Below are 20345 nucleotides of genomic sequence, written 5' to 3' on the forward strand. Positions count from 1 at the left end.
GAAGCCGGATCTCCGCTTCGCGCGTACCATTACGGGGCAGGAGAAATCATCTCCGAGAAAATGTTCGGGTTCCATGGGCGGAAAGACCAGGGACGGGAAGGCAACCTGCACACCCGTGGCGGACTGATGTACTACGGGTACGATGCCCTTGGCAACGTCACCGAGCTTACGGATCACCTTGGAAATGAGGTGATGGAGTACCGGTACGATGTCTTTGGCGGGTTGTATACGGGAGTCACCGCCCCCTACAACACGCACGGCTATACCGGGCAAACCTACGATCCCACATCCGGACTGTTGGATTACAATGCACGGTGGTACTCGGCTAAAGTCGGCAGATTCACGTCGAAAGACACATTCCAGGGATTTGTAGGAATGCCATCGAGTCATAATTTGTATAGCTATGTGTCAAACAATCCTCTCCGGTATGTGGATCCCACGGGCCATTGGCAGGAAGGGGACGAAAATTTACCTCGCGAGGCACAAGAACGAATTGTGGATTTGACAGACAGATGGTATTCGTCAGACGATCAGGCAGAACGGGACCGAATTCACGAAGAAGCAGAGCGGATTCGGGATCAATACCGCAATGGCGGCGGAGGGTCTTCAGGCGGGGGCGGTTCTTCGGATAGGGATGATGACTCCGACGATGGAAATGATGGAGATAATCAACTGCCAAGTCCCAATGAATTGCTGGCTAGTAACGCAGGCTTTGCAGGTACTCCTAAGTCAAGTGGAGCAGTGGATACCCAAAAATTAGCGAGTCTCTATTTCGCTCGTAGCATACCACTAGAATATGACGAAATCTCCAACGTCCAATATCAAAACAAGATCATTATGGACGCAAAAATAGAATGGTACAAAAACCAAATGATATACCAAAAAGCTATTGCCAATGGAGATATGAATACGGCAGCAACTGCACAACAAGCGAAGGAAGACTATCACAGCATGGCAGAGAATGCCAGGGCTAATGGCGGGACAATAGGGGTTCCCACGGTGTTTATCCATGGTTTTTCTGGGGGATCAAAAACCTTTGATAGCACTATTAGCTCTCTCGAAAATAGTGGTCACGGTAAACTAACCAACAAATATACTGTAAGTTTTGATGGAGTCAGTATATCTTATCAGAATAGTACGGCTGTTATTCAAGAAAAAATAAGTGTTACTCCTACCGAAGATTATCCAGTTGATACATCTCATCCTCTTGTTCAGGTTGTATTAGCAAATAATACAGATTATCTTGATAATCAGGCTAAAGCACTTGAGAAAGTATTGGATAAAATGGAGGGAAAATACGGAACCAAGTATGTGAATCTAGTCGGACACAGTATGGGAGGCGTTGCTTCGACAAGATATATCCTAAATTCAGGCGGCGAAAAAGTGTTAAAACTTGTAACGTTGGGGTCTCCTATAACGAGCGAATTTAAGCATGATCTAATGCCGGAAACCGTTTACGGGCGAGATATTGACAAAATGAACGAAGAGAGAGGTAATTTTAATAAAAATATTAAAGTGATGTCGGTCGCTGGCACATTGACAGCGTATGATCAAGTAACGGGAGAACCATATGAATTGGAACATGATGGTGTGGTTTCAAAGGAAAGTGCACATGGGTTAAGTAACTTTACAAATAATTTTACTCCTAAGAAATGCGAAAATTGTTATCACACCGAAATACAAAGCAACTCAGGGGTAATCAATGAAATTACAAATTTTTTGGGGCTTGATCAATAAACTCTTAAACCGAAGGGGAGGTAAACCCTCCCCTCAAGGGGGGATAATGTGAATAATTCATCTATGAAGCCCTTAAATGCTTTAGAACTAACGAGTATTTTCTCTGCGTTAATTGCTGTAATGATCTTTGTTTTTTTCTTTCCTATTCTATATGTTGAAATAATCATATTGTATGGTTTTATCATGATCCCATCTGTAGCAGGACTTGTTGGGGGGCTAGTTTCTTATCTTGTCAAATTTTCTAAAAATGGGGGGACAAGAGTTTTCTTAGTAGTTACTCTATCAGTATCTATATCCATTCTAATGTTTTCGTTAAGCCTTGAATCCGATCTTGTAAGTTCCTACTTTCAGAAACTTTACAAAGGGAGATTGGATTACAACAATGTTGCCGATGTCGAGTTCTTAGGCAAAATAAAACCTGAAGTCGGGGAAAGTATAAGGTCGAATCTGCCTTCTGACTGGAAATTGACCCACGTCTACTATGATGGTCAGTCAAAAAAATATTGGTTTGAGGCGTTACAACCCTCTCTTTTATATGGAAGTATCATGCATTTAGGGGTTTACGAAGAGGGCCAAACAAATGTCAAAATGGTTTCGATTCATCAAGTATGGGCTGGTGTCATTCAGAAAATGAACCTTGGAAGCACTGAATCATATTTATCAGTAAGGGAATCCTTGAGGGAAAAGAGAATTTCTTTTAGTACGGCTGATTTAAAAACTTATGTTGTTAAATTGGAGTTTAAGAATGACCAGATTCAGATAGTAGAAATTATTCCATAGAAGCTCCCGAATTGATATTCGGAGGTACCTGAATGAAACTTGGCTATAAAATTGGTTTGTTCTCGACCGTTATTTGGATGCTTTGGCTTCTTTATTGGTTTCCCGGGGCAAAAGAAATGAATATGTTTATAGTGCTAAACGGTTTATTCTCTGGTGTTATGGCGTGGAGCCTTTACTTCATTATAATTTATATCTATTACAAGCCTACCACTGTCAGTAAAAGAGGGATACGAAACTTTTTAATATTATTAGTATTAGGGTATTTTATATTGCTTGTTTATTTAACCGGACTATTTTCGGGTTGGTGATAGATATAAGTAGTTGTTTCTCTATAGCCCCGGAGTAATAAAGCAAGCACTAAGAAAGTAGTTCGAAAAACTGTCGCCGTCGGCGGCAGTTTTTTTGACTGCTGAACAATCAGCGGTCTTTTTCACGTAAGTCTACCAGCTTGAAAGCAAGGCAGTCATAGATTCATAGTTCGCGCATAAAGATGTATCAGGGGTAGGGAAAATTGAACAAGAAGGAGAGAGGGCTCTTGATACGCAAATTAATCGGGTTGGTATTTCTGTTTGCAGTTGCATCGATGGTTTTGACTCAATTTGAAGACGGACAAGCCAATGCTCTTGATCGTCGGGAATCGGCAGCGAAGGCAACCCTCGAGAGCCAATACAAGGGTCTTGAAACCGACCATATCAGATTTGGGCCATGGAATACTATAACCCTAACCGTTTCCACATCAGACCTGCAAAACATTGAACGGGAACTGGCTGCGATCGAGCAGGAGACGGTCTCGATCGCAGAAGAAAAACAACAGACGGCAGCCACCCTGTCTCAGTGGGAACAGCCGATTCGTGCAGTTGAGGCGGATTTTTCCGCCGGAAAATTGACCCGGGAAGATGCGGACATGCTGATCAAAATGTTTCGGGAAAAAACAGACAAGCTGCGGCAGTCCGAAGTAAACTTTAAACAAAGACTGACCCGTCTTGAGACCCGCAAGCAGGAACTTCTGCTCAGGAAGGAACCTCAGATCATCGAATATGCTCAGGTTGAGTTTGACAGGGGGATCAAGACATTTAAGCAGACTGTGTTTTACAATTCCTCACAAGAACGCCTGATGACCGAGAAAGAGATAAATGGTATCCCCCAATTGGCGGTGCTGAATGAAAAGTATGAACCGGTCCTGTCAACCCGCGTTATCAAGCAGACCGCATCCACGGCAGGATTTGCCAGCTTGGCCTGCCTGTTGATTTACGGTTGGAGAAGATCGACAATGAGAAGCATTCTCGCGTGAAATTTGCTCATTTTCTTCATTTTTTGTTCCATTTCTTTCGTTTTCGTAGTATAGTAAAAATAAGGAAATCATCGATTCTGCATGCTGCCGTCTGACAAGACGGCAGCATGTGGCATTTTTAGGGGATTGATTCCGGTTCTCAATGGTTGAATCAACGAACCTGACAGGAGGGAGAGGTTATGTATTTGTCAGGCTCCCGCAACGCGAACTGGATGGTCTTTGTCCGCAGCAGGGGCGAAGCCATAGCGGCTGGAGTCAGCGGGCTGCTGCTGGTTGCCGCTTGGCTCCTTGAGCGGGCAGATTTCAATGGGGCAAACCTTCTCTTTCTTCTAGCGTTTGTCATAGGGGGGGCAGCCAAGACACGGGAAGGTTTGCTCACCCTGATCAAGGAACGGGAAATCGATGTGAATCTGCTGATGCTGTTTGCAGCATGTGGAGCAGCCAGCATCGGGTACTGGATGGAAGGCGCGATCCTCATCTTTATCTTTGCGGTTAGCGGAGCTCTTGAGAAGTATACGATGGCGCGCAGTTACCGGGATCTGTCCGCACTGATCGAAATGAAGCCGGAAACCGCTTTGCTTTATCAGTGTGGCCGCGAAATACCGGTGCCCGCCGATCAAGTAAGGATCGGCGATCTGATCATCGCCAAGCCAGGGGACCGGATAGCGGCCGATGGAATTGTCAGAGAGGGAGTTTCCAGCGTCAACCAGGCCGCCATAACAGGGGAATCAATTCCGGTTGACAAAGAGCCGGGTCATGAGGTATTTGCCGGAACACTCAACGGCAGCGGATCATTACTTATTGAGGTAACAAGGACCAACGAATCCAGCATGTTCGCCAAGATCATCAAATTGGTGCAGGCTGCCCAGAACGAAGTGCCGCCGACGCAGCAATTCGTCAAGAGGTTTGAACGCATCTACGCCAAAACTGTGATCGCACTGACTCTTATTTTCATCATGGTTCCTCCTTTTCTGTTGGGATGGAGCTTGAACCAAAGCCTGTACAAAGCGATGGTGTTTTTGGTGGTGTCCTCTCCTTGCGCGTTGATGGCATCTATCATGCCCGCCACCTTGTCTGCCATTTCCAGCGCGGCCCGTAAGGGAATTCTCTTTAAAGGCGGAGGATGTCTGGAGCAGGTATCGCGAATTCGCGCCATTGCCCTGGACAAAACAGGAACTTTGACCACCGGTCGTTTGCAGATTACGGACATTATTCCGTTTCAGGGATATGACCAGAGGAGAATCCTGGAAATTGCCGCTTCTATTGAAAGCATGTCGGAACATCCCATTGCCAAATCCATTGTCGAGAAAGCGTTGGAACAGCAGTTAACGCTGATTCGCCCCAGTCAACTGCAAGCGATTACCGGAAAAGGAGTCATTGCCAATTATCAGGGAGAAGCCTGGAGAATTGGCAAACCCGCTTTTCTGAACGATACGGACGTCTCTCCGGAATCAGGGAGGATTATGGAACGATTGGCCGGAGAGGGTAAAACCGTTATCGTCATTGAAAACCAAAAGGGTTTGGCCGGAATTCTGGCGGTACAGGACTCCATTCGCCATCAGTCACGGGAAATGATTGACCGGTTAAGAAAAATGGGCATTCACTCCGTCATGTTAACGGGGGACCGACGATCCACGGCGGAAGCGATTGCTGCGAAGGCCGGAATCGACAGTGTTTACGCAGATTTGCTGCCGCAGGAGAAAGTCGGGAAAGTAAAGGAACTGATGCAGACTTACGGGGAAATCGCGATGGTGGGAGATGGCATCAATGACGCTCCTGCGTTGGCAACGGCTACAGTAGGCATTGCGATGGGAGAAGCAGGCAGCGATGCATCACTTGAGACAGCCGATGTCGTTCTGATGAACGATGATATTGGCAAGATTCCCGCTGCCATTGAGTTAGGAAAAAGGACACAAAAAATTATCAAGCAAAATATTATTTTTTCCATCTTTGTGATAATCTTGTTGATACTATCCAATTTTACACAGGGACTGCCGTTGCCGTTGGGAGTGATTGGCCATGAGGGGAGCACCCTTTTGGTCATCCTGAACGGGTTGCGGTTGTTAAGGTAATTCATCAAGGAGAGGATTGTATGCCACAGACAGAGCACATTGAAAAACACTTTGAGGCGCCTGTTGTCATCCGGGACATCGTAATCGGTCTGGCAGACGGTTTGACAGTCCCGTTTGCGCTGGCGGCCGGCTTGTCGGGCAGTGTTTCCGTAACCGAGTTGGTGGTGATAGCGGGATTGGCTGAAATTGCCGCAGGTTCCATTGCCATGGGCCTGGGAGGTTACTTGGCTGCCCGGACAGACCGGGAGCACTACTTCTCCGAGCTGGCACGGGAAAGACGGGAAATTGTGGAACTTCCCGAGCGGGAACGGCAAGAAGTGGCTGATATCCTGAGGGAATGGGGGATGCCTGAGGAGAACGTACAGGGAGCCGTCAATGCGATCAGCCAAGACCCGGAACGCTGGGTCCATTTCATGATGAAGTTTGAACTGGGTTTGGAAGAGCCCGAACCGAAAAGGGCCCGCAACAGTTCTTTGACTATCGGGTTGTCTTACATCTTTGGCGGATTGATCCCTCTGGCTCCCTATTTCTTCACTGCCAACACCCGGCTGGCGCTGGTGATTTCCGCAGTTGTGACACTGATCGCCCTGTTTGTATTCGGATTTGTAAAAGGCAGGTTCACCGGTACCAACCCGGTCAAAGGGGCATTTCAAACAATGCTGGTGGGGGGATTGGCGGCAACGGTAGCTTATCTGGTCGCTGCCTGGATCGGATAGCATTCATCGGGAACACTCGGCCAGTTCTGTACAAACCGGTCGAGTGATTTTTGTTTCCTGAGCCACAGGGCTAGTATTTCCAAGGACGAAAAAAGTTTGTGAAAAAAGTAGCAAATAGTTGAAACATGATATATAATAAAGTGGGTACAAAATTTCACAAAGTGTACATATTTTAGTTGGTGCATGTATCATACTCTTTCTTCCAACACTAAGAGAACTCATTCCATCTTAGCACCGACTTCCAAGGGGGATCATCAAGTGGCAAAAGTGCTGATATTAGGTGCCGGATATGGCGGCATGGCTGCAGCAGTCAAGATGCAGAAAGCCAGAATTCCGTTTACCATTATCAACAAACATTCCTACCATTACTTCACCACTCTCCTGCATGAACCGGCCGGCGGCCGAAACGATTTTGATCCTTACTATGTGGAAATCTCCGAAGTGTTAAACAGCCCGGAAGCCACCATTGTGAAAGACACCATCAAATCTCTCAACCCGTCGGAAAAGAAAGTGATCGGGGAAGGCGGAGAATATTCTTATGACTACCTGATTTTCGCGCTTGGAAATGCACCCGAGTTCTTCGGCATTCCGGGACTGGCCGAACACAGCCTGCTGTTGCGGAGTCTGGAAACGGCCAAAGAGGTTCGTTCCCACATTGATGAAATGTTTGCCTTGTATGCTGCGGACAAAGATCCCGCACGGCTCCGAATCGTAGTTGGCGGCGCCGGGTTAACCGGTGTTGAACTGTGCGGCGAACTGTCCGAATACCTGCCGCATCTTGCCCATAAATACAAAATTCCGGAAGACAAGATTGAACTCATCAATCTGGAAGCAGCCCCCACCATCCTGCCTATGCTTGACGAGCGCTTGAGGGAAACAGCCCTCGATGTACTGACCCGAAAAGGCGTTCAGGTTCGTACCAACGAAAAGATTGTACGCGTCGGGGAAAATGAAGTGGAACTGGCAACCGGCGAAAAGATTGAAGCCAATACCATCATCTGGACCGGCGGCGTCCGCGCCAACCCGTTGTTGGCAGAAGCGGGTTTTGACTGCGATCCCCGGGGACGTGCGAAAGTGAATGAGTTTCTCCAGTCTGTCAACTACGAAGACATCTTTGTGATCGGAGATTCTGCCTGCTTTATCGGCGAAGACGGGCGTCCGCTTCCGCCAACCGCCCAGTTGGCGGGTCAAATGGGAGAACATGTGGTGGAGAACCTCAAGGCACTTATGAACGGGCAGCCTATGAAAAAATTCAGCTTCAACTACATGGGAACTTTGGCTTCCATCGGTTCGGAAGTCAGTGTAGGAAACGTCAAAGGATTTAAGACCAAAGGGGTCACCGCAACGGTTCTGAAGGAAGCGTCCAAGGCCAAATGGTTAATGACGCTCGGTGGATTGTCCCTTGTAGCCAGGAAAAACAAACAGTTTACAAGATCCCATTAAATCCGGTATGCTGAACAAAAAGAAGCCGTGCTTTTCTTTCGGGAAGAGCACGGCTTTTTGGGAGTCATGAGCATGTCTTATCGTGAAATCATGCAAGAGATTAAGCAAGGAGTCATCCGTCCGATCTATGTTCTTTATGGAACCGAGCAGCTGTTGATCCGGGAAGTTGTCGAGGCGATCGAACAGGCTGTGAATCCGGGCGATTCCCTCAACACGCTTCGTTTCCATTGCGATGAAACTCCTGTGCAAGTTGCAGTGCAGGAAGCGGAGACACTGCCGTTTTTGAACGACAGACGTTTGGTGATCGTTCAGAATGCGGTTTTCTTCACGGGTTCCAAATCGGCCCGCAATGACCACGATCTGGACATGTTGCTGCGGTACCTGGAAAATCCGGCCTCCACTTCCACGCTCATTCTGACAGTTTATGCCGATAAACTGGACGAACGAAAGAAGATTACCAAGGCGGCACAGAAGTCCGGAAAAGTCGTACCCTTTTTCCCTCTTAAGGAACAGGAATTGCTTGACTGGATTCTCGCCAGAACATCCAGGGCTCGTGTAGCCATCACTCGGGAAGCAATTGCAAGGCTTGTGCTCACTTCGGGTTCGAGCCTGTCCTTTCTTTCCACAGAACTGAACAAATTATCGCTCTATGCGGGCGAGAACGGAACGATTGACGAGGAAACCGTAGATCTGTTGGCTTCCAGAACTCTTGAGCAAGACATCTTTGTCTTTGTCGACGAGGTGGTCCGGTTGCGGACGGAACAGGCTCTGCGCTTGATGGAAGATCTGATTAAGAACAAACAGGCTCCTATCTATCTGTTGTTCATGATTACCCGGCAAGTCCGGATCATGTTGCAAGTCAAGATTCAAAGTGTCCGCGGTCTCTCATCCCAGCAAATTGCCGGGCTCATTGGGGTTCACCCCTATGCTTGCAAGGTGGCGGGTGAACAAGCCAAACGCTATACCAAGCTGGAGTTGGAAACTCTTCTTATGGAACTGGCAGACATTGATTATAAGATCAAGACGGGGAAAACGGAGGATCGGCAGGCACTGGAGATGTTCCTGCTGACAATGCCAAGGAAAGTCAAATCCGTTATGTAGTACAGGGGGCAGCCCTTATACATTCTTGTTGGCGCTGAAGGGCACCATATGGAAAGAGTTATGGTGGGAGGTGTTCTATATGCCACGCCGTAATCGCCTGCTGGTGCCGGAAGCGAGAACCGCTCTGGACCGCTTTAAATGTGAGGTCATGCAGGATCTTGCTCCTTCCCCTAATGTGTCGTGCACGGCAAATCCCAATGACATCAAATTCACAGCAGCCGACCGGGTCGGGGTACCGTTGGTGAAAGGGGATAACGGAGAGTTGACGGCTCGTCAGGCAGGAAAAGTGGGTGGCCAATTGGGTGGATCCATGGTGAAGCGCATGGTGGAAATGGCCCAACAGCAGTTGGCCAACCAGAATCAGAAATAGAACAAGGGGGCTTGCCAAAAGCTACAATGCTTTTGGCACAGCCCCCTTGTCATGTGTTGTATGGAACGCTTACGCACCCAATTTGTTGAACTTCTTTGTTAAGCGGGACTTTTTGCGGGCAGCGGCATTCTTGTGAATGATGCCCTTGGTAACCGCCTTGTCCAAAGAACGAGTTGCTTTCTGCAACAATTCTTTTGCATTGTCGAGATCGTTGTTCGCAACAGCAACTTCAAACTTCTTGATCGCTGTACGAAGGGCGGATTTCGCCGCAGCATTGCGAAGGGTACGAGTACGGGTAATTTTCACCCTTTTAATCGCAGATTTGATATTCGGCACCCTGTTCACCTCCTTACAGCACGTAAAATACGATCCTTTTCAAACGGACAATGGATATTTTATCACGGGTTTCTGGGCAACGCAACTGAAAAATCACAGAAATGCATAAGCTCCTTCCATTTTGTGAAACTAAGCCTAACCAAACGTATGAACGGGGGAACCAGGATGAAAGAAGCTAAAGACACTATGGAATGGTCCCAATATTCGGTCCGAACTGACCTGGCGGTGGAAGCTCATCAATTGGCGGGTAATGCGCAGGGCACCGCGCAGATCCCTGGGGTCGATGTTGATACGGATGAAGAAGATGGCATCCGGGTAACCAAGATGAAGGTAAAAGATGAGATTGCCGCACAAATGATCGGGAAGATGCAGGGAAACTACCTGACCTTCGAGGTACCCGGACTCCGTCAGAAAGATCCGGAATTACAGGACAAAGTGGCAAGGCGGTTTGCGGAAGAACTGAGGGACTATCTGAATTTGCCGGACCAGGCCAAAGTATTGGTTGTGGGATTAGGGAACTGGAATGTCACGCCGGACGCTCTCGGTCCCATGGTTGTGAAGAAGTTATTTGTGACCCGTCACCTGTACACACACATGACCGACCTTTTGAATGACGGATTTCGTCCGGTGGCTGCCGTTTCACCCGGTGTACTGGGAATCACAGGGATTGAAACAAGCGAGATTGTGGAAGGAATTGTCCAGAACATCAAGCCTGATCTGGTCATTGCCATTGACGCACTGGCGTCACGTTCCCTGGATCGCGTTAATACTACCATTCAGGTGGCCGACACCGGCATAACGCCTGGAGCCGGGGTAGGCAACAAGCGAAAAGGCCTTAACAAGCAAACTCTCGGCGTGGATGTTGTCGCAATTGGCGTTCCAACAGTGGTGGATGCTGTCACCATTGCCTATGACACCATTGACCTTCTGTTGAAACGGATCGAACAGGAAGTTCCCGAAAATCAATGCTCCCAGTTGTTCGGCAACTTCAACGAGCAGGAGAAGAAGCAGCTGATTTTTGAGACTCTTCATCCGCTGGGACACAACCTGATGGTAACACCGAAAGAAGTCGATCAATTCGTGGACGACATTGCGACCGTTGTGGCCAACGGCTTGAATATGGCTCTGCACCGGTCCATTACGCCGGAGGATGCAGCGATGTTCCTGCACTAAAGCGGCAACATAATGACAGATCCAGTTGCGGAATCCATTATCCGTCGTGATGGGGTTTGCTATTTCAGGATTGAATGCTTATTGAGATGCATACTTTTCGTTCTCTTGCGAAGGATATACACGGTGTAGAAATTACTGGAAAGGTGGAACTGCAGATGGTCAAGAGAATCCTGATCGGGTTGCTGACGCTTATGATGGCGACATTCTTCTCCGGAATGGCCACCGCGGCAGAGCCTGCGCCGCAACAGGCAATGGTGCGCGTCGTTCACGCATCCCCCGATGCTCCTGCGGCAGATGTCTATGTAGATGGAAAACCGGCAATAACCGGTTTGGTTTTCAAACAAGCAACCGGTTACCTATCTTTGTCACCGGGACGGCATGAAGTCAAGATTTACCCCTCTTCTGCAAGGGGGAAAGGAAATCCTGTCATCAAGCAAACGCTGACTGTGGAAGCGGGTATGAAATATTCGGCCGCTGCCGTTGGCAAACTGGCGAATCTGGAACTGCTGGTAACCAGTAATGCCAAAATGGGAACAGAAGGGAAAGCCAAAGTCCGGTTTATTCACGCGTCTCCGGACGCACCCGCAGTGGACATTGCTGTAAAGGGCGGTGATGTTCTGTTTGTCAATGTGCCCTTCAAAGGGATCGCCAACTATCAGGAAGTGACCCCCGGCAAAGTAGACCTGGAAGTACGAGCGGCGGGAACCCAAGACGTGGTTCTGACACTGCCTGGAATCGAGCTGCAACCCAACACCGTTTATTCAGTGTATGCTGCAGGGCTCGTCAAGGGAAAACCGGAACTTGGCGCGCTGCTCATTAAAGAATAAAGAACGCCCGCATTTCAGGCATTGATCCCTCCTCTACCACAAGGAGGGATTTTTTTGTTATGCTGGAGCCGGTTCAAATACTTAAGAAATACCTTATGAATTTTTTTTGTTTTTATATGAAGGGGTTTGTTGCAAGACGTCGTCTAAAGCAGTGAAACAGGTGAGAGGGGGTGAACCTCCTGGAAACGAGGGACGAAGAAATTCTCGCACGAGTCATCAGTGGGGAAACAGATGCTTACAAGGAACTGGTCGTGCGTCACCAGTCTCTTATATACACACTTTGTCTGAAGATGTTGGGTGACAGAGAGGAAGCGCAGGATGCGGCACAAGAAGCGTTCCTGCAAGCCTATCAGTCACTGAAAGACTTCAAGGGAGACGCGCAGTTTCGATCATGGCTTTACAAAATTGCATCAAACAAATGCCTGGACATTCGACGCAAGAAAGCAAGGCGTGCGGGGATAGCCTCGATTTCCCCCCTTCAGGAGGAATTGCCTGCCCAATCCCTTGAACCAACGCCGGAAGAACAGTTGCTGGCATCGGAAAGAACCAGAGAGCTTCACGAGATGGTCGACAACTTGCCGGAAAAATATCGTGACGTAGTCATCCTGTACCATTACAAGCGCCTAAGTTACAGGGAGATCGCCGAAATCCTGGGGATTGAGGTCAAGTCCGTAGAGACCCGGATGAGCCGGGCGAAAAAAATGCTTAGAGACATGTTGCGAAAGGAGGAACCTGTGCATGACGAACTGGCACGTCGAAGAACGTCTGAGCGCGTATCTGGCAAATGAAGTGGAGCCTGAAGAGAGGGATTTCATCGAGTCACATCTTGAAATCTGCACAGCATGCCGCCAGGAGTTCGAATTCCTGAAGGAATTGGACCTTATGTTGGACGATATGCCTCTGGAGGATCCGGGCAGCGATTTTGCAGATGCAGTCATGGCCAGGATTCAATCCGAAGCAACCCGCAAGATTGGCTTCTGGAGGGGAACGGATTTCCGGAACATGGCCGCTTCCATTGTGGCAGCATTCCTTCTGTTCCAAGGTTTCATCGGAGTGGCGCCAAAAATTTCCGAAGTGGATTCTACAATTTCGATGTACACAGCGACGGCTGAAATGCAATTGAAACTGTGGGTGCAAGACATCAGCCAGTTATTGGGCAAAAGGAGGTAGCAATCATGAATTGCAAATATCATCCCGATGTTCAGGCAGTGGGCGAATGCCGCCTCTGCGGAACGGATGTATGCAGTGAATGCATGACAATAGTAAAAGGCAATGTACTCTGCCCCGAATGCGTAACGCAAGTGGGAGCCAAAACGGCAAAGCGGGAACCGGTTCGGGATACGGAACAGATATATGTTCACAGGGAACCGGGAAAAAATGGGGCCAAGTCTCGTCCATCAGTCTCTGCAGAGGCAGGAACCGGGGAGCCGAAGAGCAAATTTTTCACCTTTGTCCTGTCTTTCCTGCCGGGGCTTGGACACCTGTACCTGGGACTGACGCGTCAGGGCATCGAACTGATGGCACTGTTCTTCGGTTCCATCTGGATGATTGATATACTTGGCGGCTTCCCGTTTGCCTTCGCCATTCCCGTTCTCTTCTTCTATGGTATCTTTGACGCCCTGCAGAAGAGAGACAAACTGGCACGGGGCGAACGGGTGGATCCCAATGCCACATTTTTCCGCAATGTGAATGTCGATTGGTTTGCAGACAAAAGATGGATCGGATGGCTTGTGATAGGTATTGGTGCCTTAATGCTTCTTAAGCAAGTGGGGGTCTATCGCTACATTTATGGATTTGACGACATTCTCGTGGCAGGACTGCTGGTATTCCTGGGAATATGGATGCTGCAAAGAGAGCGCAAGGGAAACCATAAGACTGCAGAGAGACCGAACAAACCGGGCAATGCCAAGGAGGAGAATCCGGATGCCTAAAAAAGTGGGAATTATCCCTTTAGCCATAACTCTAATTGTACTTGGACTTTCCATCATATTGACGAAAGTGACGGGGGTCGACTGGTTCGGAAAAGCCCTGAACTTCTGGCCCCTGGTGTTGATTGCGATTGGAGCCGAAATTTTGTGGCGGCAGTCACGTTCGCGAAATGGGGAAGGACCTGCCTGGAAACTGGACGGCAAGAGCATCTTCCTGTTAATTCTTGTTCTGGCCATATCGGGAGTGGTTCACGGTGTCAACAGTGTGGCAACGTCGTACCACAAAGATGGTATCCGGGGCATTATCAGCGCTTTTGAGGGATTCGGTCCGGGTCAACTGGTGACACTTCAGGACCAGGATCTGGCTCTCGCAGGCGCTGAATCACTCTTGATTGAAAACCCGGTCGGGAAGATTCGGGTGGAAGGTACAGACGGAGACAAAGTTCATCTTCGTGCGGATGCCAACGTCCATTTGCTTGATCGTACCGCTGCCGAGGAAAGAGCCAAGCAAATCGAGATTCGGGTACAGGACGGCAAAAACGCCAAGATCATTGTCGAAGACCGGGCCGGAATCCAGCGGATGAATCCTCCTTCCGTTCGTTTGACCCTTCAGGTTCCAAAGCGGATGGCTATTATAACCAAAGGCAAGATGGGAGAAGTTGAAGTGGCAGGAGTGGCAAGCGTCAATGCGGAATCCGACACGGGCCGGGTAGCGGTGGAAAAAATTCAAAACCTGGCAAAAATCCGCACGAATATGGGGGAAATCAAAGCGACCGAAGTGGGAAGCGCCGACTTGGAATCCGATATGGGACGGGTTGATCTCCGTGAGGTCAAGGGCAACGTTAAAGCCCGTACCGACAAAGGGGAGGTTAAAGTCCAAACTTCCACCCCGGTGGCGGGTGATTGGGAGCTGAAGACCGATATGGGACGGATCTCCGTAACATTCCCGGCAAACAGCTCCGTAAGGTTTGAAGGGAAAACGGACAAAGGCTCCATTTCCGGACTTTCCGGGCCAGAAGGACGTGTGAATGGGCCGGGACCCCGTGCCACACAAACTTTTGGTGAGGGCAAGTACAGGATATACGCTGAAACCAATCTCGGGAGTATTGAAGTTCAGAACTAAAAATCTAGCAATACAATCTACCAATGAGCGTCCGAGGGACGCTTTTTTCTTTGTGACAAGTGGCATACGGGCGAATCTTGCAACATATGAATCTGATAGAGATCCAATGGAGAGGAGTATTTCAATGAACCGCCAACTGCGTCATCGCCAATTCCGAACCATGATGGTGAACATGGGGACCCGCAAGATGCAGCTCACCGTAATCACGATGAGTCTGATGCTGGCCGTTCTCGTTGTCTTGTTAAGCGCGGTTGCGGTACAGTTGATGGCTTCCAGAAGCGGCAATTCCTTTTCCGCCCGCATGCTCCATTCGGTCAGCCATCAATCGCTGAATTCCATTATGGGTTCTGAGATCCCCCTGTACGCTTCCACAGCACCTGCCCGGCCGGGTAAGAATACAGAACCCCGTTCCGGTGTGGTTTCCATGCTGTTTTATTTGTTGACAGACATTAACGTGGAACATCCGGAGACGATGTTGGGCGGATCGATTGCGGCCATGGCAGTTGCCGATTTTGAACCGTTGACAGACTTCAAGGAACCACCGGGTCCCGACCAACTGCCTGAAACTCCAGACCGGGCAGTGCCCCAGCCATCCGAACCGAAAGAAAAGGAACCGGTCCAAACAGACGGAAAACCTCTTGTCTACATTTATCACACTCATAACCGGGAATCTTTCTTGCCCGAGATGCCTGGAGTTACAGAACCCAACAAGGCTTACCACAAAGACCGGAACATTGAACTGGTCGGAGAGCGGCTGTTGCGATCCCTGAAGGATAAAAACATCAGCGCGATTCAGACGAAGGAAGAATACTGGTACAAGGGCAATGTGAAAAACGAGTATGACCTGTCACGCAAAACCGCTCAGGAAGTGTTGGCCCAAAACAGCAGCATCAGCATGATCTTTGACATTCACAGGGATTCGCTTCCGCGGGATAAAACGACAGCCAAGATCTTTGGCAAAGAGGCAGCCAGGGTATCCTTCATTGTGGGCGGTTCCAACCCCAATTACGGGAAGAATGAAGAGTTCGCCAAAAAGCTGCATAACAAGCTGCAGAAAATGTACCCCGGATTGTCGAGAGGCGCGTTCACCAAACGAAGCGAGGATTATGACACCAAATATAACCAGGATCTTCACCCGAATTCTATTATCATCGAAATTGGCGGGCCGGAGAATACCCTGGAAGAAGCATACTACACGGCAGATCTTCTTTCCCACGTGGTTGCGGAACTCATCCGCGAAGATCTCAAGGCCAAAAAGCAATAACCAATCTTTGGTATAGAATCCGATCCTCCCGAACATACTAGGAATAGAGCTAGTTTTATAGGGTGTAAGAGATTGGGAGGATTCTGACATGGCAAGCCTGCGAATGTTTCTGCTGTACACCGCCCTTGTCACAATGACAGTTGTACTTGTGGGAGTAGGATTTCATACGGCGGAAAAGGGAATCCAGTCAATGGTCGGGAGCGGGGGACCGCCCAAATCCATACATGTCGACGCGGACAACCAAGCCATTCAGGTGACAGTTCTTGGCAAACAGGTGGTGCAGCCCAAGCCGACATTGGGGGACAAATGGAGCCGGCAGCTGGAATCCACCAAAAGCGAGATGGGAGAGACCATGACCCAACTCAGCTTTGGGATCGGGAGACTGCTGCAGGATCTGTCCCGGGGAATTATCGAGTGGGTTGGCGACAAACTGAAATAGGTCAGGCAAGCGACGGTCATGCGGCCGTCGCTTTTTTTCGGGCGAAAGATTGATTGCGGGCTGAAAGATCTGGGTGCTATAATGTACGATAGCATTCTTACGGTTAGGAGAATAATAATGGACGCAAAAGAAAGACAGAAATATATCCGGAATTTTTCCATTATCGCTCATATTGACCACGGCAAGTCGACGCTGGCCGACCGGATTCTCGAATATACCGGCGCCGTTCAGGCCCGGGAAATGCAGGCCCAACTGCTTGACAACATGGACCTTGAGCGGGAGCGCGGGATCACCATCAAGCTGCAGTCTGTTCGTTTGAATTACCGGGCCAAGGACGGCCAGGACTACATTCTGCATCTGATCGACACCCCCGGGCACGTAGACTTCACATACGAGGTCAGCCGTTCTTTGGCCGCATGCGAGGGCGCTTTGCTGGTCGTGGATGCGGCTCAGGGAATTGAAGCGCAAACTTTGGCCAATGTGTATCTGGCTTTGGATAACAATCTGGAGATCCTGCCTGTCATCAACAAGATTGACCTGCCTTCCGCAGAACCGGAACGCGTCAAACAAGAAATTGAAGATGTCATCGGGTTGGACGCATCGGAAGCGGTTCTGGCTTCCGCCAAGGCGGGCATCGGAATTGAAGAGATTTTGGAACAGATCGTGCAGAAGGTTCCCGCTCCCTCCGGTGATCCGGACAAGCCGTTGCAGGCTCTGATTTTCGACTCTTTCTATGACCCTTACAAAGGAGTCATCATCTATGTCCGTGTGGTAAACGGAACCGTCAAACCGGGAATGAAGATCCGAATGATGGCTACAGGAGCCGAATACGAAGTGGTGGAAGTCGGAACCATGAAGCCGCGAATGACGCCGGTAGACGAGCTGTTGATCGGAGATGTGGGGTATATTGCCGCCTCCATCAAGAACGTCAAACACACCCGTGTCGGGGATACGGTTACCGATGCGAAAGCGCCTGCGGCAGAGCCGCTGCCGGGATACCGCGGCATCAACCCGATGGTATTCTGCGGCCTTTACCCGGTTGATTCAGCCGATTACAACGACCTGCGAGAAGCGTTGGAGAAGCTTGAGTTAAATGACGCTGCCCTGAAGTATGAACCCGAAACGTCAACGGCGCTGGGGTTTGGTTTCCGCTGCGGATTCCTGGGTCTGCTTCATATGGAAGTCATTCAGGAACGGCTTGAGCGTGAGTACGACCTGACCCTGATTACGACTGCGCCAAGCGTAGTGTACCACGTGTACACCACAAACGGGCAGATGATAGAGATCGACAACCCCAGCAAAATGCCGGAAACCGGGAAAATTGACCGGGTAGAAGAACCTTATGTGAAGGCATCTATCATTGTTCCCAAAGACTATGTCGGTTCCGTCATGGAGTTGTGTCAGGAAAAACGCGGGGTGTTCGTTGACATGCAATATCTGGATCAGACCCGTGTAACCCTGATCTACGAAGTGCCGCTGACCGAAATCGTTTACGATTTCTTCGACCGGTTGAAGTCCAGCACCAAAGGGTATGCGTCCTTTGATTACGAATTGATTGGCTATCGTGCTTCCAACCTGGTGAAAATGGACATTCTGCTCAATGGGGAAGTGGTGGACGCCCTGTCCTTCATCGTTCACCGGGACAAAGCTTACGAACGCGGACGTGTGTTGTGCGAGAAACTGAAAGAACTGATCCCGCGCCAGCAGTTCGAGGTTCCGATCCAGGCGGCCATTGGCACCAAAGTAATAGCCCGCGAAACGATCAAAGCGATGCGCAAGAACGTGCTAGCAAAATGTTACGGAGGGGACATTTCCCGGAAGCGTAAGCTCCTTGAAAAGCAAAAAGAGGGGAAGAAGCGCATGAAGCAGGTGGGTTCGGTGGAAGTTCCGCAAGAAGCGTTTATGGCAGTTCTGAAAATGGATTAATCACAGGGGGAACCCGATGGATACCGAAACGGACGTAATTCAACAGATCTTGGACAGTGCCGACGAGCACATGGATGCGGACAATTATGACAAAGCGCTGGAAACGCTGCAGTATGCCCTCCGCCGGCCGGAGTTTGACATCCGGGTGTATCAGAAGGCTGCCTTTGTCCTGCGCATGCTGGGCAGACAGGAGGCTGCCGAGTTGTTTGAGGGGGTCGTGGCCGATCCGGAGGATCCGAATCCCTGCTTCCAATTGGGATATCAATTGGTGCAGGAAGGATTGTTCGGCTCGGCGCTCGGGCCGCTTTCCCGTTGTGTCCGGCTGGCGCCTGATGCTGCTGCGGCCAACTACGAGTTTGCCTATGCATTGATGAAGGAGTTTTACAACGAGGAGGCGCTTCATTTCTTTGCACGGGCTTATGAGCAGGAGCAGGCCATGAGCATCACTTTCTATATGGCGCAATTGCTGCTGTTTCTTGGACACAAGGAAGAAGCCGCATCATTTGCCTCCAAATTGGAGGAACAAGTGCGGGAATCAGGCGAAGGCCAGGCCCAGCTGGACTACCTGAGAGGCATGTTCCAACGGGCATCCTCCTTTCCGCCCCACAATTTGCGCGATTGGCACTTTGTCCAATACGGCGGGCTTCTGTTGAGATTGTTTGAAGAAGACCATCCGGGAGAACCGAATGAGTCCAACGGACGGTACACCTTTGTCAATTTTGGCTATGATCAGACGGCTGCCGTGCTGGGTGCCCTGCAGGCGGTGGTTCAGCAGACACCCGTTTTTCAAAAGTATGAGTTTGCGGCCCCTGCCGGTGAGACCAGCGCCCCGCTTGCCCACGCATTGAGCGGCATGTTTGAGATACCTGTCCTGTCTCTCGAGGAAGGGCTTGCAGCAAACAAAAGAGGGATCGTAATCACCGCTTTTTCCGATGAGCTTGACCCAATCGCAGCTGACGTTTGGGACCGGAAAGACATTCTGCTTTTCTCCTTTGCTTTCTCGTGGACCAGAGAATCAAACATTTTGCCGGAAGCAATCGGCTACCTGGCGCAAGGGGCTCGCCTGCCCTGGCAAGCCCGGTACGAAGCGGGAGAAAATGGGGAACCGGTTCTGGTGGAAGCGGATAACCGTTCGGCCGGGGCGATCGCCCAATCGATTCTGGACAGACTCTCCCACATTGACAGGGAATGGCTGACCGAACTGCGCCGGTATTATGCCGGGCGGCAGTTCCAGCTTGTGGCGGGAAACCGGATTGAGGTCCCCCGCAAGAAATTCTTTGTCCATTCCGCGTTGGGGGGAGGCAGGTTCACATGATGCCGAGTTCCCTTTATATTCACATTCCTTTCTGTGCCAGCAAATGTTACTACTGCGATTTCAACTCCTACGTCTCGACCGGCGAGGTTATGGACCGGTACCTGGATGCCCTTGACATCGAAATGGGGATCTTGTCGCGAGAGATGAATTGGGAGCCGCTGCAGACTGTCTTTTTTGGCGGCGGCACCCCAACAATGTTTGACACCAGGCAATCGGAGCGGATGATGAACATCCTTCACAGGCATTTCAGGCTGGCGGAAGAAGCGGAAATCTCCGTTGAGGCAAATCCCGGCACTGTGAACGCTGAAAAGCTGCAGGTACTGCGAGAGGGCGGGGTGAACCGGCTCTCTTTTGGCGTTCAGTCGTTTCATGATGCGATTTTGAAAAAATTGGGCCGGCTGCATGACAGTCTCACGGTTTACCACAGTTATGAAAAGGCGCGGCAAGCCGGTTTTTCCTCGATCAATCTGGATTTGATGTTCGGTCTGCCCGGTCAAACCGTTG

20 protein-coding genes are annotated in these 20345 nt (G+C 49.8%); 19 read left to right on the plus strand and 1 reads right to left on the minus strand.

Annotation, left to right across the window (positions count from 1 at the left end; genetic code table 11):
* The 8 genes from EFBL_RS12185 to EFBL_RS12225 form a co-directional block, all read left to right on the plus strand.
* A partial coding sequence (locus EFBL_RS12185; RefSeq protein WP_216640724.1) for an alpha/beta fold hydrolase occupies nt 1–1737 on the plus strand: 1737 nt, incomplete at its 5' end.
* Between the two features lie 48 nt (nt 1738–1785).
* A complete protein-coding gene (locus tag EFBL_RS12190) occupies nt 1786–2517 on the plus strand; it encodes a hypothetical protein (RefSeq protein WP_096182400.1) in 732 nt (243 codons plus the stop codon).
* 511 nt (nt 2518–3028) lie between these two features.
* Nucleotides 3029–3808 (plus strand): hypothetical protein, encoded by a 780-nt coding sequence (locus tag EFBL_RS12200; RefSeq protein WP_131927810.1) that lies wholly within the window; start codon nt 3029–3031, stop codon nt 3806–3808.
* A gap of 179 nt (nt 3809–3987) precedes the next feature.
* A complete protein-coding gene (locus EFBL_RS12205; RefSeq protein WP_096182403.1) occupies nt 3988–5880 on the plus strand; it encodes a heavy metal translocating P-type ATPase in 1893 nt (630 codons plus the stop codon).
* A gap of 20 nt (nt 5881–5900) precedes the next feature.
* Entirely contained in the window at nt 5901–6596 is a 696-nt protein-coding gene (locus tag EFBL_RS12210; protein WP_096182404.1) for a VIT1/CCC1 transporter family protein, read from the plus strand.
* Nucleotides 6597–6854: 258 nt separating this feature from the next.
* Nucleotides 6855–8039, plus strand: a complete 1185-nt coding sequence (locus EFBL_RS12215; protein WP_165912742.1) for an NAD(P)/FAD-dependent oxidoreductase — start codon at nt 6855–6857, stop codon at nt 8037–8039.
* Nucleotides 8040–8111: 72 nt separating this feature from the next.
* Nucleotides 8112–9140 carry a DNA polymerase III subunit delta gene (gene holA / locus EFBL_RS12220; RefSeq protein WP_165912743.1) on the plus strand — a complete coding sequence of 343 codons (1029 nt, stop codon included), beginning with the start codon at nt 8112–8114 and terminating at the stop codon, nt 9138–9140.
* 79 nt (nt 9141–9219) lie between these two features.
* Entirely contained in the window at nt 9220–9510 is a 291-nt protein-coding gene (locus EFBL_RS12225) for an alpha/beta-type small acid-soluble spore protein (protein WP_096182407.1), read from the plus strand.
* A 69-nt stretch (nt 9511–9579) separates the two neighbouring features.
* On the opposite strand, the gene rpsT is transcribed toward EFBL_RS12225, so the two are convergent.
* Entirely contained in the window at nt 9580–9846 is a 267-nt protein-coding gene (rpsT, locus tag EFBL_RS12230) for a 30S ribosomal protein S20 (RefSeq protein ID WP_096182408.1), read from the minus strand.
* A gap of 165 nt (nt 9847–10011) precedes the next feature.
* Between rpsT and gpr the strand changes: the two genes are divergently transcribed.
* The 11 genes from gpr to EFBL_RS21300 all read left to right on the plus strand — a co-directional run.
* Nucleotides 10012–11019, plus strand: coding sequence for a GPR endopeptidase (gene gpr / locus EFBL_RS12235; protein WP_424955063.1), 1008 nt, complete (start codon nt 10012–10014; stop codon nt 11017–11019).
* A 155-nt stretch (nt 11020–11174) separates the two neighbouring features.
* A complete protein-coding gene (locus EFBL_RS12240; RefSeq protein WP_096182427.1) occupies nt 11175–11846 on the plus strand; it encodes a DUF4397 domain-containing protein in 672 nt (223 codons plus the stop codon).
* Nucleotides 11847–12016: 170 nt separating this feature from the next.
* Nucleotides 12017–12634, plus strand: coding sequence for an RNA polymerase sigma factor (locus tag EFBL_RS12245; protein ID WP_096182410.1), 618 nt, complete (start codon nt 12017–12019; stop codon nt 12632–12634).
* Entirely contained in the window at nt 12585–13016 is a 432-nt protein-coding gene (locus tag EFBL_RS12250; RefSeq protein WP_096182411.1) for an anti-sigma factor family protein, read from the plus strand. The genes EFBL_RS12245 and EFBL_RS12250 overlap by 50 nt, the downstream gene beginning before the upstream one ends.
* A 5-nt stretch (nt 13017–13021) precedes the next feature.
* Nucleotides 13022–13777 carry a hypothetical protein gene (locus EFBL_RS20590; RefSeq protein WP_165912744.1) on the plus strand — a complete coding sequence of 252 codons (756 nt, stop codon included), beginning with the start codon at nt 13022–13024 and terminating at the stop codon, nt 13775–13777.
* Nucleotides 13770–14897: a DUF4097 family beta strand repeat-containing protein gene (locus EFBL_RS12255; protein ID WP_165912745.1), complete on the plus strand. Its 1128-nt coding sequence runs from the start codon at nt 13770–13772 to the stop codon at nt 14895–14897. Before EFBL_RS20590 ends, EFBL_RS12255 begins: the two co-directional genes overlap by 8 nt.
* A gap of 124 nt (nt 14898–15021) precedes the next feature.
* Nucleotides 15022–16161 carry a stage II sporulation protein P gene (gene spoIIP / locus EFBL_RS12260; RefSeq protein WP_096182413.1) on the plus strand — a complete coding sequence of 380 codons (1140 nt, stop codon included), beginning with the start codon at nt 15022–15024 and terminating at the stop codon, nt 16159–16161.
* A gap of 88 nt (nt 16162–16249) precedes the next feature.
* The gene (locus tag EFBL_RS12265) at nt 16250–16600 is read left to right on the plus strand and encodes a DUF3679 domain-containing protein (RefSeq protein WP_096182414.1); all 351 of its coding nucleotides are present in this window, start codon (nt 16250–16252) and stop codon (nt 16598–16600) included.
* Nucleotides 16601–16717: 117 nt separating this feature from the next.
* On the plus strand, nt 16718–18526 hold the full coding sequence (gene lepA / locus EFBL_RS12270) for a translation elongation factor 4 (RefSeq protein ID WP_131927811.1): 1809 nt from the start codon (nt 16718–16720) through the stop codon (nt 18524–18526).
* A 16-nt stretch (nt 18527–18542) separates the two neighbouring features.
* The gene (locus tag EFBL_RS12275) at nt 18543–19841 is read left to right on the plus strand and encodes a tetratricopeptide repeat protein (protein ID WP_096182415.1); all 1299 of its coding nucleotides are present in this window, start codon (nt 18543–18545) and stop codon (nt 19839–19841) included.
* On the plus strand, nt 19838–20345 hold a 508-nt coding region (locus tag EFBL_RS21300; RefSeq protein ID WP_231705787.1), incomplete at its 3' end, for a coproporphyrinogen-III oxidase family protein. The genes EFBL_RS12275 and EFBL_RS21300, both read left to right, overlap by 4 nt.

Source organism: Effusibacillus lacus, from assembly GCF_002335525.1.
GTDB lineage: Bacteria > Bacillota > Bacilli > Tumebacillales > Effusibacillaceae > Effusibacillus > Effusibacillus lacus.